General features: G+C 46.5%; 9 protein-coding genes and 2 tRNA genes. 5 read left to right on the top strand and 6 right to left on the bottom strand.

The features are described 5' to 3' along the window. Together QEP08_RS20065 and QEP08_RS20060 are read left to right on the top strand one after the other, a co-directional pair. Positions 1 to 987 (top strand): pyruvate dehydrogenase complex E1 component subunit beta, encoded by a 987-nt coding sequence (locus QEP08_RS20065; protein WP_285060503.1) that lies wholly within the window; start codon positions 1 to 3, stop codon positions 985 to 987. A gap of 105 nt (positions 988 to 1,092) precedes the next feature. Continuing rightward, positions 1,093 to 3,435 (top strand): Tex family protein, encoded by a 2,343-nt coding sequence (locus tag QEP08_RS20060; RefSeq protein WP_285060502.1) that lies wholly within the window; start codon positions 1,093 to 1,095, stop codon positions 3,433 to 3,435. A 19-nt stretch (positions 3,436 to 3,454) separates the two neighbouring features. Here QEP08_RS20060 and QEP08_RS20055 read toward each other — a convergent pair whose 3' ends face one another. Beyond that, positions 3,455 to 3,928 carry an Lrp/AsnC ligand binding domain-containing protein gene (locus QEP08_RS20055; RefSeq protein ID WP_285060501.1) on the bottom strand — a complete coding sequence of 158 codons (474 nt, stop codon included), beginning with the start codon at positions 3,926 to 3,928 and terminating at the stop codon, positions 3,455 to 3,457. Positions 3,929 to 4,081: 153 nt separating this feature from the next. On the opposite strand from QEP08_RS20055, the gene QEP08_RS20050 reads away from it, so the two are divergent. Further along, a tRNA-Asp gene (locus QEP08_RS20050) sits at positions 4,082 to 4,188 on the top strand. 58 nt (positions 4,189 to 4,246) lie between these two features. Beyond that, positions 4,247 to 4,391: transfer RNA gene (locus QEP08_RS20045), tRNA-Asp, on the top strand. Between the two features lie 252 nt (positions 4,392 to 4,643). Here QEP08_RS20045 and QEP08_RS20040 read toward each other — a convergent pair. The 4 genes from QEP08_RS20040 to QEP08_RS20025 all read right to left on the bottom strand — a co-directional run bounded on the left by QEP08_RS20040 (position 4,644) and on the right by QEP08_RS20025 (position 12,902). After that, positions 4,644 to 7,844 (bottom strand): TonB-dependent receptor, encoded by a 3,201-nt coding sequence (locus QEP08_RS20040; protein WP_285060500.1) that lies wholly within the window; start codon positions 7,842 to 7,844, stop codon positions 4,644 to 4,646. A gap of 98 nt (positions 7,845 to 7,942) precedes the next feature. After that, positions 7,943 to 9,244, bottom strand: a complete 1,302-nt coding sequence (locus tag QEP08_RS20035) for an amidohydrolase family protein (protein ID WP_285060499.1) — start codon at positions 9,242 to 9,244, stop codon at positions 7,943 to 7,945. Then, positions 9,237 to 11,960, bottom strand: a complete 2,724-nt coding sequence (locus QEP08_RS20030) for an amidohydrolase family protein (protein WP_285060497.1) — start codon at positions 11,958 to 11,960, stop codon at positions 9,237 to 9,239. Before QEP08_RS20030 ends, QEP08_RS20035 begins: the two co-directional genes overlap by 8 nt. Positions 11,961 to 12,050: 90 nt before the next feature. Continuing rightward, positions 12,051 to 12,902: a hypothetical protein gene (locus QEP08_RS20025; protein ID WP_285060496.1), complete on the bottom strand. Its 852-nt coding sequence runs from the start codon at positions 12,900 to 12,902 to the stop codon at positions 12,051 to 12,053. Between the two features lie 418 nt (positions 12,903 to 13,320). Here QEP08_RS20025 and QEP08_RS20020 point away from each other — a divergent pair, with 418 nt between their 5' ends. Next, entirely contained in the window at positions 13,321 to 13,965 is a 645-nt protein-coding gene (locus QEP08_RS20020; protein WP_285060494.1) for a 3-keto-alpha-glucoside-1,2-lyase-like domain-containing protein, read from the top strand. A 27-nt stretch (positions 13,966 to 13,992) separates the two neighbouring features. Here the strand turns inward: QEP08_RS20020 and QEP08_RS20015 are convergent, their stop codons facing one another. Continuing rightward, a complete protein-coding gene (locus QEP08_RS20015; protein WP_285060493.1) occupies positions 13,993 to 16,461 on the bottom strand; it encodes a glutaminase family protein in 2,469 nt (822 codons plus the stop codon). Positions 16,462 to 16,511 lie beyond the last annotated feature (50 nt).

Here is a 16,511-nt window from a genome sequence, read left to right as displayed (position 1 = left end):
ATGAGAGAGATTCAATTTAGAGAAGCTTTACGTGAAGCCCTTAGTGAAGAAATGCGTAAGAATGAAAACGTTTTTTTGATGGGCGAAGAAGTTGCACAATATAATGGTGCATATAAAGTAAGCCAGGGCATGCTGGATGAGTTTGGCGAAAAGCGTATCATAGATACTCCTATTGCAGAACTTGGCTTTACCGGAATCGGTATCGGTGCAGCAATGAACGGATTGGTCCCTATTGTAGAATTTATGACCTTCAACTTCTCGCTGGTTGCTATAGATCAGATCATTAACGGTGCCGCAAAAATCCTTTCCATGAGTGGCGGACAGTTCACCGTACCCATTGTATTTCGCGGACCAACAGGTAATGCCGGTCAGCTCGGTGCCCAGCACTCTCAGAACTTTGAGAACTGGTTTGCAAACTGTCCGGGATTAAAGGTGGTAGTTCCTTCTACTCCTTACGAAGCTAAAGGTTTATTGAAACAATCAATCCTTGATCCTGATCCTGTTATTTTCATGGAATCTGAGGTGATGTACGGCGACAAGGGTGAAGTGCCTGAAGATGAATATTATATTCCGTTAGGCAAAGCCAAAATTGTAAAAGAAGGAACAGACGTAACCATCGTTACTTTTGGTAAAATGCTGACCCGTGTGGTAAATCCTGCTGTTGAAGAATTGACTAAAGAAGGGGTAAATGTTGAAGTAATCGATCTTCGTACCGTACGTCCTATCGATTATGCGACGATTATCGAGTCTGTTAAGAAAACCAACCGCCTGGTGATCGTTGAAGAGGCATGGCCATTGGCTTCTATCTCTTCTGAGATTGCATTTAACGTTCAAAAGAATGCTTTTGACTACTTAGATGCCCCAGTATTGCGTATTACTTGTGCAGATGTACCGCTTCCATATGCTCCAACCCTTATTGCAGCAAGTTTACCTAATGCTGAAAGAGTGGTTAAAGCTGTAAAAGAAGTCATGTACGTAGCAAAATAACACCTGATTATTTAAGAAAAATATAATCCCGCCGGTTCATACCCTGCGGGATTTTTTATTTATTTTTGGCGCTATTGTCTTTTAAAAGATCAAATACAGATTAAAATGAGTAATCACTCAATCATTATTGCCGGGGAACTGGCAGTTGCAGAAAAACAGGTTATTGCTACCATTGAATTGCTGGATGACGGAGCAACTGTTCCATTTATCTCCCGTTACCGCAAGGAAATGACAGGAAGCCTGGATGAAGTACAGGTAGCTGCCATCCGGGACAGGTTTCAGCAGCTCAGAGAATTGGATAAGCGCCGGGAGGCCATACTAAAGGCATTGACGGCCCTCGATAAACTTACCCCTGAACTGGAATCCAAGATCAATGCAGCCACGAATATTGCTGCAATTGAAGACATTTACCTGCCTTATAAGCCTAAACGTAAGACCAGGGCTTCGGAAGCACGCAAAAAAGGCCTGGAGTCCCTTGCATTTTCTATCCTGGTACAGGACCAGCAAGATCCTAAGGAAACAGCTGAACGGTTTTTGAACGAAGAGCTGGGTGTGAACTCTATAGATGAAGCGCTGGCGGGTGCACGTGATATCATTGCTGAGCTGGTCAACGAGAACGTTGACGCGCGTACTTCCATGAGGAGATACTTTCAGCAGCATGCTGTGGTTAAATCTACTGTGATCAAAGGCAGGGAAGAGGCAGGCATCAAGTACAAAGATTATTTTGACTGGACTGAGCCGCTTAAGGCAGCGCCTTCACACCGGGTGCTGGCAATGAGAAGAGGAGAAAATGAGGAGATCCTGAAACTGGAGACTGCACCTGCTGAAGACGGCGCTATTGAAATCCTCGAAAAGCAATTTGTAAAAGGAAATAATGCCGCTTCTGCACAGGTAAAACTGGCGATACTGGACGGTTATAAAAGATTGCTTGGCCCTGCTATGGAAACGGAAGTCCGGGGGCTTTCAAAGGAAACTGCGGACGAAGAGGCGATCAGGGTATTCGCTGAAAATGCCAGGCAATTGCTGCTTGCCGCGCCACTGGGAGAAAAGAATGTAGTTGCAATAGATCCAGGTTTCCGTACCGGCTGTAAGGTGGTGTGTTTAAACAAACAAGGTAAACTGCTGGAGAATACCACAATTTATCCGCATAACGGAAACAGAGGTGTCCTGGAGGCCGCTGAAACCTTAAAAAGGCTCTGCAGTGAACATGAGGTGGATGCCATTGCCATTGGTAACGGAACTGCAGGCAGGGAAACCGAGGTTTTCGTCCGGGGGCTTGGTCTTGAAGGAACGCTTGTTGTTATGGTAAATGAAAACGGGGCTTCTATTTATTCAGCTTCTGAAGTAGCCAGGGAGGAATTTCCAAACCACGACATTACAGTTCGGGGTGCAGTCTCTATAGGCAGGAGGCTGATGGACCCATTGGCTGAACTGGTAAAGATCGATCCTAAATCTATTGGGGTAGGCCAGTACCAGCATGATGTAGATCAGAATAAATTGCAGGCATCACTTGATGATACGGTAATGAGCTGTGTAAATGCGGTTGGTGTGGAGCTCAATACCGCTTCCAAGCAAGTGCTTGCTTATGTATCGGGCCTCGGACCCCAGCTGGCGCAAAACATCGTAAATTACCGCAATGAGCATGGTGCATTTAAAAACAGGGAAAGCCTGAGGAAAGTGCCCAGATTAGGAGATAAAGCTTTTGAGCAGGCGGCAGGTTTCCTGAGGATCCGGAATGCGGAGCATGCGCTGGATTCGAGTGCCGTTCACCCAGAGCGGTATGCTTTGGTAGGCAAGATGGCAAGAGACCTCAATTGCAGTGTGGCTCAGCTCATGAAAGATCCCGAATTGAGGAAACAGATCAAACTGCAGCAATATGTAAACGATGAGATTGGCTTGCCTACGCTGAATGACATTATGGCCGAGCTGGCTAAACCAGGCAGGGATCCGCGGGAGCAATTTGAGGTGTTTAGTTTTACTGACGGGGTTAATGATATCTCGGATTTAAAGGTAGGCATGAAATTACCGGGCATTGTGACCAATATCACCAATTTTGGAGCCTTTGTAGATATCGGCGTGCATCAGGACGGCCTGGTACATACCAGCCAGATCTCAGATAAGTTTGTGTCCAATGCGGCAGATGTCGTAAAGGTGCATCAGAAAGTAGAAGTGCGGGTAGTTGAGGTAGACGCGGCGAGAAAGCGGATTTCATTGTCAATGAAGATGGAAGCAGCACCTAAACCAAAGCAGGACCATAAGAAGCAAGACAAGTCCAGGAAGTTTGTGAAGCCGGGAGCAGCGGTTCAGCAGCAGAGTTCCGGCGGTCAGCATCAGCATAAAAAACCGGTAAAGCCGCAATCAGGGCATAAGGGTGGGCACAAGGAAAAACCATTGCCAGATGGGGATCTGCAGCTGAAGCTGGAGGCATTGAAGAATTTGTTCAAATAGCAAAGAACGCTATTGAGCCCTACAGCTCAATCTGCCTTCTTATGCTTTCCTCCAGGGAGATCAGGGTTTCTGTACGCTGTATGCCAGGTACAGCCTGTATCTCTTCATTTAAGACGTGCCTGAGGTGGCCGGTATCCCTGCAGATGATCTTGGCGAACATGCTGTATGCACCGGTAGTATAATGGAGCTCGACCACTTCCTTGATCTTGCTCAGCTGCGCAACCGCATCTTTATACTGTATTCCCTTTTCCAGGTAGATCCCCAAAAAAGCAGTAACATCGTAGCCTGCCTTTTGCGGATCGATGATTAAATGAGATCCCTTGATGATCCCCATTTCGTGTAATTTTTTCATACGGACATGGATAGTTCCACCAGAAACGATCAAATCTTTAGCGATCTCTGTATAAGGCTTGGTGGCATCCTGCATCAGCTGCTTAAGGATGTCAATATCCAGGTTATCAATTTCTAAATTTTGGCTTTCTTTTTTAAGCATCGTTTTTATATTTGGTAACAATATCCTAAATTAATTAAAAATATAACAAAAATAAAATTAATTGTTTAAAATATTTGCAACGTATTGCGGTTGTTGTTACATTTGTATCAAGCAAGTAAGAAAAAAATTGTTCTTTGATACTTGTTTATACTCTGTAGGGTGGTGAAATTGGCAGACGCACCTCCTTGTCTCGGTGGTGGAGAATTGGGAAACCCGTAAGGGCTAACTACTCCTTGAAGGTTCGACTCCTTCCCCTACAGCTATAATGTAGCATATTAACTACCTAAATATACTACTTATAATACGTACTTTATATCATGTTGGGTGGTGAAATTGGCAGACACGCCTTCTTGTCTCGGTGGTGGGGATTAATGGATAAACGCAGTTTATGGGTTGACCACAAATTAATTTTTGAACTGTAGCTAACTACCCCTTGAAGGTTCGACTCCTTCCCCAACAGCCAGTTTTTTTATGAATAATAAGTTAGTTAAAAACGAGTAATCTTGGATGAGATTACTCTTTTTTTTTCTCTTATTTTTCAGGAAGAACAGATCTCATTTCATTAAAGCGGCTCAGGAAACAATTGTAAAAAGGCAGTAAAAACGTCATTGCGAGGTACGAAGCAATCTAATGTTGAGATTGCTTCGTACCTCGCAATGACGGTAATTCCTTAAAATAGCGAATACCAAGGGGAATTCAACTATTTAAATCATTTCTAGAATCCGTAGCGTGCCCCGATCTGGAACTGGTATGGGTTGCCTGAAGGATTGACCACCCCGGAGTTGTTTACCCGATAATTAAATACTTTATTAGTGGTATCAAAATTTGGAACAGCAGCAGTCGTCCCGCTTTTTGGGATACCAAGCGCATATAAGGCCTGGTTCCCCAGACTTTCATTTACGCCCCAGGTTTTCTTGATCAGGTTAGCTACGTTGAATACATCCGCCGAAATCTCCACGCTATGTGTCCCTCTGAATTTGATCTTTTTGGCAATACGGAGGTCTACCACGCCAAAGAAGCGATTCACACCACCGTTGCGCTCAGCAATCTGACCTTCATATTTAAGAATATAATCTTTAATGCTCTGACTGGCGATCGGGTTATCCAGCAGGGCCTGTAAACCAGTACGCACATTGACCGGTACACTTGCATTATTTCGGTCAAAGATAAAGGCAAGGTCGTTTGTAGTAACGAAGTCACCGTTGTTGTTGCCGCCTGAAGTCAGGCTGTAACGTGTGCCGCCGATGCCTGAGTACCGAACCCCTGCCGTAACACCCCAGAAGGTAGGAAGTGTACCATAGATGACCACTTTATGGCGAAAATGATTGTCCGAATAGCTCATCTTGCTGAGGTCTCTCGGGTCATCTTTGACCAGCAGGGACAGTGTAGCAGAGTTGGCTACGTTGCCATTGAATGAGGTATTGTCCTTCGTGTCGTTTAAAGTATAGCTGGCACTGATCTGTCCATCCTTAAAGTACTGCCAGGTCGCGTCAACGACTACAGCAAACTGGTTCACCTTACCCTTGCTGTTTAATTCCAGCACCCTGCCAAACTGATTGGTCAGTCTTCCCGTTTTCCAGTCGGCTGCACCATTGCCCGGAATGGAAGGAACAAATACACCCCGGTTACCTTCATTGGCTAAAGTAAAAAAAGGATTTGCCGCCATGTTTCTATCCACATACATATAGTTGTGGCGACCCAGAGTAGCATAACCCGTTATCCCCACTTTCAGCTTCTCATTGATCAGTTTGGAATAAGAAAGATTGGCTTTATAGACTACAGGAATCTGCGCATCCTCTGCATAGGTATTGATGGTCGGTACCTGAAAATTACTCAGTTGTGGAGTAGCTACCGTTCCGTTTCTGTAACCCGGAAAATCAGGTTTCGGCACATCGGCACCAAAAACGTCAACGGTAGCCAGGTGTTTACCGTCAAAGGTCAGGTTATTGATGGTCACGTAGTTGTTCACATCAGAGCCAAATATACCGGCACCCAGACGTATGAAGTCTGTATGTTTTTCTTCTATATCCCAGTTGAACTGAACACGTGGCTGGATCAGGAACTGCGAAAGTTCATGATCTGTCCTTACGCCAATGGCATTGAATAACGTTTCGTTGAATGGAGAAGTCGGATACTTGCTGTAGTCTAAACGCAGGCCGCCCGTAAAATCAAGGCCAAAAGCCAGTTTAGTCTGCATTTGTCCGTATATCGCAGCATTCCATATACCAGCTTTTACAGTTGGATCTGAGACCAGTGGCACCTCACGGTAAAAGCGGTTAGGGATCAGGTTTTCAAAGTTTTGAAGCGAAGTTTGTGCAGTAGCGTCTGCTCCGCTGTTGGTGTATTCAAAACGTCCGTTCACCTCACTGCCGTACAATGAAGTAGCGTCCGTATACATGAGGTCGGCACCAAAAGTATATTTGGCCTTATCCGTGTTGTAATAAAAATTATCAATCACCTGGAAAACATTGTTGGTAAAGCCTTCCTGTGCAAAACGGTGGCCACCGATCTGAATAGCTGTAGACTTAGTAGTCCCGTCAGTCAGGACAGAAGTTACGTTGCCAACTACCGCTCTTGGGATTGCGAAATCCAATTGATCATTTTGGGTGCTCGCCTGGAAAGTATACAAATGCTGAACCTTCAGTTCATTAGTGATCTTACTGCTGATGGTACTCCGTAAAGTTGCCAGTAAACTATTGTCGACGTTTTTATCATTGCCATAGCTTTCATAGAAATTGATGGCTGTGTTATCGGCCAGGCCCAGAGGGTTCCTGTCATTGGTATAGTTATCACGGATGGTCAGCAAATTTTTCTCGTCAATCTGCCAGTCTATACGTGCAAACGCAGCGTCAGAACCACGTTTCTTGTCAAAAGAACCGAACTGTTCTGACCGGGCAACACCATATTTATTTTGGGCGATGCTCTGGAAGGTGTTCAGTGTGCTGTTGGTAATGTTAAAACGCGCTTCATCTTCCGCGTTGTTAATGTCCGCGATGATCAGCGGGCGGGCATCACGCTGGTGGTCCCAGCCTATAAAATAATGAAGTTTGTCTTTAATGATCGGACCGCCTAAAGTAAATCCATACTGATAAGTAGAGAAATCGTTATTGCGTTTGTTTCCCCGGATGTCGTAAGGACTGGCCAGCCAGTCGGCGCGGCCATAACTGAATGCGCTTCCACTGATCTTGTTGGTGCCCGATTTGGTTACCGCACTAATGGTACCACCACCTGCACGTCCAAAAGTAACATCATACTGATTGGTCACCACCTTAAATTCTCTAACCGCTTCGATAGAAATGGAGTAAGGGGCGCCGCTTCTGCTGGTCGTACTTCCGGCGGAGGTCGGGTTTTTGGCATTCATACCATCAATGGTGTAATTGGTTGAAGAACCCAGCTGTCCGGAAATACCGCCACCCCGGCTCAATGGTGACAAGTCCATCAGCGAGGAGAAGTTACGTCCGTTAACCGGAAGCTGGTTCATGGTTTTTGCAGAGATCTCTGTCGATGCACCAAACTGCTGGACCTTATTTCTTAGTCCGTTACCATTGATCTCGACCGCCTGGAGGGTCTGCGCTGCAGTCTGCATCTTTACGTTGGCTTTGACCAGGTCACCCTGGTTCAGTATATAGCCCGACAAAATTTGTTCTCCCAATCCGGTATAGGTTGCTTTTACTGTATAAGGGCCACCTAAAGGCAGCTCTTTAAAGGTATATTCTCCCTGGTTATTGGTGTTCGTCCTGGTTGTAAAACCAGTTGATTCGTTTTTAACAGAAACCGAAACTCCCGGAACAGGTTTGTTCTGTTCGTCCAGGATGATCCCGGAAATGGATGCCTGGGTTGTCTGTGCCAGCAGGTCATTTTTAGCAAGAGAACATAAAATCAGCATTAAAGCTGTACATAGTAATCGTTTCATCATTGATTAAAGTTATTTTGATTAAATCAACGACGAAGGTATAACTGCTATGTTAGCGGAAAAACACGGTTATATTAAGAAATACTGCCAGTTCTGTCCGGTTACTGCGAGCTGTATTTTGCACTGAATTTCTTGTCCAGCTGCTTGTGCAGGTTGTCCAGGTTAATGTCCCGGCCCTGTATAAAAGCCTGTTCTACCCTGTTTGTTTTCATGTCGAGCGCATCACCTGTGGAAATGAACAAAGTCGCATCTTTTCCTGTTTCCAGACTTCCGGCAGTTTTCTCAATACCCAGAGCCTTCGCAGTGTTGAGTGTAATGATCTGCAATGCTTTTTCTTTGTCAAGGCCCCATGCCGATACCGTTCCTGCCATAAAAGGCAGATTTCTCAGCTGCCAGTAGCTGTGCATGCTCATCACCACATCGACGCCTGCATTGGCAAGTATTCCCGCATTCTTATACGGCATATTCACATCATCATCGGTAGAATTTGGCAGGGAGTGTGGTTCTTTGACCACCACCGTAATGTTGTTTTCTTTTAAGAAGGGAATGACCAAATGGGCTTCGTCCCCTCCCACCAAGATGGGGGTTATTCCATATTTCTTCGCAAATTTTACAGCTGCGATAATATCCCTTTCGCTGTCAGCGGAAATGAACAACTTTTGTGTTCCGTCAAACAGGTGTTTCATCGCCGCCAGACGGGTATTGATCACTTCCGGCTTTTCGGTTTCTGCATAGGCTTTAGCCTCCGCGAAAAATTGGTCCAGGATATCTACCTGTTTTTGTGTCCGCTCTTTCAATGTGGCTTGGGTAGGGGCTGTCCTGCCGCTTCCGCTTCTGAATACCGGGGTAACCGGCCAGTTCATGTGCTGGGCATCGTCTTTCAGGATCGCCGCATCTTCCCAGTTCCAGGCATCGAGCTGTACCACAGAGGAACTGCCGGACAGCATGCCGCCTTCAGGGGTGATCTGGGCCATCAATACCCCGTTACTTCTCAGTGTTGCCGGTACTTTGGAATCTGTATTGTAAGCAATCAAAGCCCTGACGTTGGGATTTAAGTCGCCAATCTCGGTATGGTCCAGTGTTGCTTTTACTGAGCTGTATTCGATTAAACCCAGATTTGTAATTGGCGCAATAAAACCGGGATACACATGTTTGCCGTTGGCATTGATCATGGTAGCATCGGTCAGGTTCAGTTTTGCCAGGGTCGCATCACCAACACCGGTGATCTTCCCCTTGTCAAAGATGAGATAGCCATTGTCGATGACCTGCCCGTTGCCAATGTGCAATTTAGCGCCCATGATGATCACTCTTTTGTCCTGCTTCCTCGCGGGAGAAATATTGGCCTGTGCAAAAGCGCTCAGCCCTATAAAAGAGATGAGCAGGGTTGATATGGATCTATTCATGAGCGTGGCTCCTTTCCAGTTCGTTAAGTTCAAGAGAATAATCTTCTAAAGTTTCGCAGTCGTATAATTTTGGTGCGTCGTTTTGCGGACGCTGGGTTTTGCCGCCTTTGGCTTTGCTGTCCTTCATCTTTTGGATCAGACGGGCACGTTCGGCCTTCTGTTCAGTGCGGATCTGTGCATCACGCTCCATATCCCAGTAGGCAATCCCATCTACAAATGTCTTTTCCGCCCTGGCGTAAATAGAAAGCGGGTTGTCTGACCAGATTACGACATCAGCATCTTTGCCAGCCTTCAGACTGCCCACCTTGTTGTCTATGTGCAGCATCTTGGCAGGGTTAAGCGTCACAAATTTAAATGCTTCTTCTTCCGGAACGCCACCGTACAGCACCGCTTTTCCGGCCTCCTGGTTTAGCCGTCGCGCCATTTCCGCATCATCTGAGTTAAAGGCTGTCGTAATGCCTACATTGTGCATAATCTTTCCGTTGTAAGGAATGGCTTCTGCGACTTCCATTTTGTAGGCCCACCAGTCCGAAAACGTGGAGGCGGCAATGCCATGTGCCTTCATTTTGTCGGCCACTTTGTATCCTTCCAAAATATGGGTAAAAGTATTGATCTTAAAGCCCAGGCTGTCTGCCACTTTGATCAGCATATTGATCTCGGACTGCACATAAGAGTGGCAGGTGATGAAGCGTTTATTGTCAAGGATTTCGACTATGGCATCCAGTTCCAGATCACGGCGCACTGTATTTCCCTTTTTGGCCATTGCTGCTTTGTATTCTTTGGCCCTGGTAAAATTATCGACAAAAGTCTGCTCTACGCCCATCCTGGTTACCGGAAAACGGGCTCCTGTACCGAAATTACTCTGCTTGACGTTCTCGCCAAGGGCAAATTTGATAAAGCCATCAGCGCCTTCGAATTTTAGCTCTTCAGGAAGCCTGCCCCAGCGCAGTTTGATCAGCTGGGACTGCCCGCCGACCGGATTTGCAGAGCCATGGAGGATCTGGGAAGTGGTGACCCCGCCCGCCAGCTGACGATAAATGTTGACATCCTCAGAATTGATCACATCGCCGATCCGTACCTCGGCTGAAGAGGCTTGTGCACCTTCATTGATGCCGCCTGTTCCGGCAATGTGCGAATGCTCGTCAATGATGCCGGGCGTAATGTGCTTACCTGTAGCGTCGATCACTTTTGCCCCTGCTGAAGAAAGATTTTTGCCCACTGCCCTGATCTTGCCGTTTTCCAGCAATACATCTGCATTTTGGAGGATTCCTTCTTTCTCATTGGTCCATACTGTGGCATTTTTCAGCAGTACTGTTTCCTGTTTTAGCGGGGTACTGTTTCCGAAAGCCGTAAAAGGGAAGATCAGTGCGCCAAGCTGTTTTCCAGGCTCTGTACGGCTGCTTAGCTTATTGAGACTATCCTTTTTCTCTTTGTCGTCCTTTTTAAACAAGATATGGCGTTTGCCCTGTACCCAGTTTTCCTCAATGACATTTGTTTTCTTAAAAAGGCTGTCGGAAGTGATAATAAAATTGGCCAGTTTGCCTTTTTCCAGTGTTCCTGCTTTGTCAGTGATGCCGATCATGGCCGCAGGAATTTCTGTGAGTGAGCGCAGCGCTTGTTCCTGGCTCAATCCGTTGTCGATGGCCAGAACAAGGCTGGCCCAAAAATCTTTAACATTTTCCAGCCCATGGGTGGTCAAAGCAAACCTGATCCCCGCTTTTTCCAATGCAGCAGGATTAGCCGGGGCCATTTCCCAGGCTTTCATCTGGGCCAGTGTAATGCTCCGGCTCTCGGTGCTGTCCTCGGCGTCATAGGCTTTGATGAAGGTCAGCGGCACAATAAGACTGGCACCTGTAGCTTTTACAGCGTCTATTCGCTGATACTCATCGCCACCGGATTTGATGATGTACTGTTTGCCAAATTCTTTGGCGATCTTATCTGCGCGCAGGACATTTTGCCAGCCATCGGCCTCAAAGATCTGCGGAATGTTCTGCTGCTTGTTAAATTCCTCAAGAGAGATATTGTACTCTTCCTTTTGCTTGCCATACCATTGTGAATCGTAATAAGTCTGGCGGAGCAGGGCAATGGAACCCATTAAGGAAGTAGGATAATCGTTTTGTGAAGTTCCCTTATTGAAAGAATAATTGGCCGCCGATTCCGCCTTTAGTATGGTGTTGTTTTCTTTATCGTCACTGAGCGTTACTGCGGTTGAAGTCCCGCGTGCAATGCCATCGCGGTTGACCGCATTTACACTGCCAAACCCTGCTTTGCGCAGCTCATCTGCTTTCTTACTGTCAGCGGCAAATATCGCATTGGCATGAGTTTCCGGCCTTATGGCTTCATTCCATCCGTAAGCACCTTTTTTGGTAGAAGTAAAAATCGACTGACGGGCACCGCCTATGGTTCTGGCGACTTCCGGCAGGCCATAATCTGTAAAAGCATCTATCAGCGAGGGATAGATGAATTTACCTTTCAGGTCTACGATCACATAGCCTTTTGGAATCCTGAGGCCCGTGCCCACGGCCTGTATGACCTGGCCTTTGATCAATAATGTTCCATTGGGAATGGTCTGGGCTGCATTAACCACAATCGTCGCATTGGTAAACGCATAAGTTCCCTGTCTGATGTCATAAGAACCGTTGACCGGATAGGTTTGCTGTGCGAATAAATACGTTGTGGAAAAAATCAAAGCCAGGCTAATCAGCACTTTCTTCATAAAGGTGGGGTTAATGCCCTAAATTTATTATAAAAAACTGATTAGACTGGATTATAACTTGTTTTTTACGCGAAATTCCTGATAAATCAATTATGGTGCCGGCGCGACTGGAGAAGTCAGCATTAATACGGGCCAATAACCAGGCGCCGGGCCTATGCTTACGCCTTTATTGACACCCCTTGCATTGTCCTGGTTGAAATAATAAAGCGGCCAGCCTTTGTAGGTCATTTGCGTTTTACCAAATACAGTAATGCTGCTGAAATCAGCTTTGGCCATCACAGAAGGAACATTTTTTAGTGTTTCTTCATAGATCGGCCACACGGCATTGTTGCTAAGGTCGGGCTTGGTAAAGGTGTTGACCTTGTCCTTGTCCGGAGAGAATGCATACAAGGTTCTGCCTTTGGAATCCGTGAAATACCTGGTGTTGCCTGCGCCTTCAACATAAGCACTGGTATATAGTTTGGTATCTGCACCCACCAGCTGTGCATTGGCGAGCATCAGTGAATAGTCAGGTTTACCTACAAACCAGATTCCGGCTACCCCGTCGCCGTTGATCTGTCCGGCAGCAAGATCGTCTTTATAGTAGTATAATGGATAACCCTTGTAAGTGCTTTGTTTCCTTCCATCCGCACGGATTACGACACCCACTTCCGCGGCATTCAGGTTAAGATCGGTACTCATACTGGAAGAATAGTAGAGCGGCCAGATGGTTTCGCATCCGCCGGAGCATAACGGTGTGCCGGCCACGTCGGTTGCAAACATATACAGGGTACGGCCTGCGCTATCAGTCAGGACCGTTCCAAACTTAGCATCAGTGGCAAGCTGGATTCCTTTTTTCTGTACTGGTTCTTCTTCTTTTGGCTTATCCTTTTTACAGGAAACAGCACACATGAGGCCCAGGCATAGCAGGGCCAGCAAGTTTTTTTTTACATAAATTGACATAGTTTTTGTCTTTAAGTTTTTAGATAACAGGGATTAATAGTTTGCGCAACTAATTACTAGTACGAAGGATCAGGGAAAAAGGTTGCCTGATGGTCTGCGCCTGGAAGCGGCTTCCTGCGAACTTCCTGCGGTTACCGGGCATAGCTTCTGCGGTTAGAGGTACTTTTAACCGCAGAAGGTGCGCGAGAGACCCGGAAGAATGTGGAGGACGGTATTGCGTAACTATGCTGGTGCGTCAAGGGAGTTGAAGGACTGGAATATCCCGAGTTGTGGTGTTTGGTGTCCGGTTTTGTTCCGCACTGTTCGGGTTCGGACGTTTTCGTTCATTTCGTTTTGCGTAATGGTTGTAATTTAAGCTTTAGAGGATATTTTTATGTAGCGGCATCATTTTGGCTGGCTCGCTAAAAAATGTACAGACATGAAATTTAGAGTAATTATTTTGCTGATGGCGCTTATGGTCAGCAACACACTACAGGCGCAAAAGGCCATTAAGGTGAACGTAGAAAAGATATCGCGAATCTTTAACCGGAATGTGACCCTGCCCGAAGACGGGACGACGTTAACGGTAAATGAAGGTCCTGGTGCCGGGGGTGCATGGTTAAGATTGAAGCCGGCGGCGAATGCGGAAATTGAGGTGGAACTGAAGGGCAGGGATATGCACCAGCGCAGTTTCCTGGGCATCGCGTTTCATGGCCAGAACGATAGTACTTACGAAGCCGTTTATTTCCGGCCATTTAATTTCCGGGCTGCGGACCCGGATCGGGTCAGGCATGCGGTGCAGTACATTAGCCTGCCGGACCATGACTGGCCTAAACTGAGGGAGCAATATCCGCTGAAATATGAGCAGCCGTTGAATGTTTCGCTGAATCCGGATGATTGGTTTAAGGTCAGGCTGGCATTTGCAGATGGTAATGTCACTGTGTATGTGAATGGTGAAGACAAACCCTGCCTCCAGGTGAAATCCTTAAGCAGCCACAAGTCCGGAAAGATCGGGTTTTGGACAGGCAGCAACTCTCCGGGCGAGTTTAGAAATATGACGATAAGGAGATTAGGAAAAGATTAAGAAATCCCAGTCTCCTTATCGTCAGGTTTATTTTGCTTTCAGCTTATCGGCAAACATTCTCATATAGAAACCGCCAACGACGCTTCTGGCTTTGAAATTGTCACGTATGCCGGTATTTGAATCGTAAAAGTCGTTCAGTGGCACCCTCGATTCAGTTTCAATGGCATGTTTATATACAGGATGGACCAAAGCTTCGAATTGTTCCTGAGTTGGCGCAAAGGTTGCGGTCCACAGGATCCAGTCATTTTTGGTATACGCCTTTCTGCTGTCCAGCGGGATGCCGTATTTGTTCTGCTTGGTCAGGTAGTACTTGGTCTCTGTATCGTAGATTTTTTGCGGGAACAGGTTCAGGCCTAAGACTTTATCCCAAACCAGATTATATTTTTGACTCCAGGTGTTTTTATCGTCAAAAGTTAACGCATAGTGATCGCCTGCATCAGCCATTTCGATCCATTTTGGAACCATACTTTCTGCTATGGCCCGATATTTTTTTGCGGTTTCAGTGTCGCCAAGGGTTTCTGCCATTTGTGCGTAGCAGGCGATCCCTACAATTGCCTTTACTGATAAGTTCGCATTTCTGGCCAAATGGCCTGCAAAATCGTCTGTACACAATTGTGTTTTTGGATCTAAGCCTTCCCTGGTTAAATAATCAACCCAGGTGGTCAGTGTTTTCCAGTGCAGCTTTGCATAATTTGCATTTCCCTGGGCTTTTGTAATGGCAGCAGTTAAAATGATCATGTTGCCAGACTCCTCAACAGGCATTGGCTCGCCGTAGGTCTGCCCGTTGGCCAGCGGATAGGTCCCCAAATCGTGCGCAGCCCATGGATGCGGGTATTTTCCGCTTTCACTGAAATAGAAAATTCCGTTCAGCATGCCCTGTAACAGTGACGGGTTGTAAATCAAATATAAGGGAGCGGATGGATAGGTGACATCAACGGTATTGATGAAACCACCGCTATTGTTCTCTTTTGATAGCCAGAGGATTTCGCCTTTAGGGCTTTTCACCAGGGTGTGCGCCGCAATGCTTTGACGGTAGCCGAGGATACACAGGTGCGCGTATTCCTTGCCACCAGACTGCAGGGCATCTTCATATACGGTTTGGTTGAAATTCCTGCATTTTTGCATCACCTCTTTGTACGCATTGGCTGCGTCGGTCAGCTGACCTTCAATAGTTTCCTTGCCGGAGGTGTTCCACCATGGTCTCAGGTCCTTTTTGAAGTATTGAATCGAATAGATTTCGTCGTAACCCAGCTCAATAAACCGCTCCACTGCTGTTTTGCCAACAGTGCCAAAAGGAACTACTGTGTTCAGGGCCAGCGATTTGCCGGTACTGACCGTAGAAGCTGAAGTGCCCCTTCTGAAAGCATCGGCGGCAGTGTTGCCGCTGCTGATGAATTGTACTGCGTCGCTTGATTTAGGAGCCGCTACGTAAAAGTAACCCCAGTCGATGCGCATGTCATCGGCACCTTTTTGCAATATGGGCTGTTCTGTTGTACCTGCTTTTAGGATCGACAATTTAGCGGTTGAATACTTTTTAGCAGTTACCTGTTGTGCAGGCCTGTACACTGCAATGTTGGATGAAGCACTCAAAAATACCTTTACGGCGTGGGTCTTGCCATCATTGGCTTTTACATTGTAGCTGATGTAAGACACCGGGCGGGCAAGTAAGCCCAAATCATTCATAAGCAGAGGCGATGTAAAGGTCAGTTTAAGATCGATCTTACCGCAGGTAAAATCATAGATGGTCTGCGTAGCATTGATCTCCACATTTTTCTGTTTGGCCAGCTGGATCTTAGCTGCGTTGTCCTTTAGCTTATCTGCCAGGCCAAAGTCCAGGTACCTGCCACCGGCCGAGTTGGCCAGGTGGATGGCGATCACATTCTGACCGGCCTTCAGGTCGTTTTTATGAAGCGGAAAGTACTGGAAAGTATTGGTCCAGCCCACTTTTTCATAGACCTTTTTGCCGTTAAGATATACCTCGATGTTGTCATCGTGGTTCATTTTTAACAACAGCTCATTGATGCTGGCCGGATTGGCGATGTTGAATGCTCTTCTTACCCAGATTTCCTTAGATTTCCAAAGGGTTTTCACCTGTTTGGCGTCATCACCTATAGGCGCCTGACCAGATTTCCAGTTGCCTGTGGCATAGTCAGCTGCTTTCCAGTCGCCGTCAGGAGCTGTTTCTGTATATTTTACGGTATACGGCATTTCGTCTGAAGCCGCGAGTACGGTTTTGTAGCTCACCTCTTCTTTGCCAAGGAAACGATAAATGTTGCCGTCTACATTGATCAGGCCCAGGAGTGAGTGATCTGCGCCGGTCCAGTGTGTTGTAGTAGATGCATTGAGTTCATCTGTACCTGACCAGATACTGAAATTGGGATTGTGGGTGATCAGCGGATAAGCCGGTGCTTTCCGGTCTTGTGCCTTGACTGAGCCTAAAGCAAAAATGCCGGCCAGGATGCCAAAAAATTTTAATGTGTTGATGCTGTTGATCATTAGTGTGGTTTAATAGAGCTTTGGTTAGAAGCAGGTAAAACAGGGTAAAA

It is taken from the genome of Pedobacter ginsengisoli, from assembly GCF_030244015.1.
Classification (GTDB): Bacteria; Bacteroidota; Bacteroidia; order Sphingobacteriales; family Sphingobacteriaceae; genus Pedobacter; species Pedobacter ginsengisoli.
This window is presented reverse-complemented; position numbering and strand designations above follow the sequence as displayed.

Coding starts and splice junctions, on each gene's coding strand:
- QEP08_RS20030 (WP_285060497.1), bottom strand. CDS start 11,960: ATGAAGAAAGTGCTGATTAGCCTGGCTTTGATTTTTTCCACAACGTAT.
- QEP08_RS20015 (WP_285060493.1), bottom strand. CDS start 16,461: ATGATCAACAGCATCAACACATTAAAATTTTTTGGCATCCTGGCCGGC.
- QEP08_RS20025 (WP_285060496.1), bottom strand. CDS start 12,902: ATGTCAATTTATGTAAAAAAAAACTTGCTGGCCCTGCTATGCCTGGGC.
- QEP08_RS20035 (WP_285060499.1), bottom strand. CDS start 9,244: ATGAATAGATCCATATCAACCCTGCTCATCTCTTTTATAGGGCTGAGC.
- QEP08_RS20020 (WP_285060494.1), top strand. CDS start 13,321: ATGAAATTTAGAGTAATTATTTTGCTGATGGCGCTTATGGTCAGCAAC.
- QEP08_RS20040 (WP_285060500.1), bottom strand. CDS start 7,844: ATGATGAAACGATTACTATGTACAGCTTTAATGCTGATTTTATGTTCT.
- QEP08_RS20065 (WP_285060503.1), top strand. CDS start 1: ATGAGAGAGATTCAATTTAGAGAAGCTTTACGTGAAGCCCTTAGTGAA.
- QEP08_RS20060 (WP_285060502.1), top strand. CDS start 1,093: ATGAGTAATCACTCAATCATTATTGCCGGGGAACTGGCAGTTGCAGAA.
- QEP08_RS20055 (WP_285060501.1), bottom strand. CDS start 3,928: ATGCTTAAAAAAGAAAGCCAAAATTTAGAAATTGATAACCTGGATATT.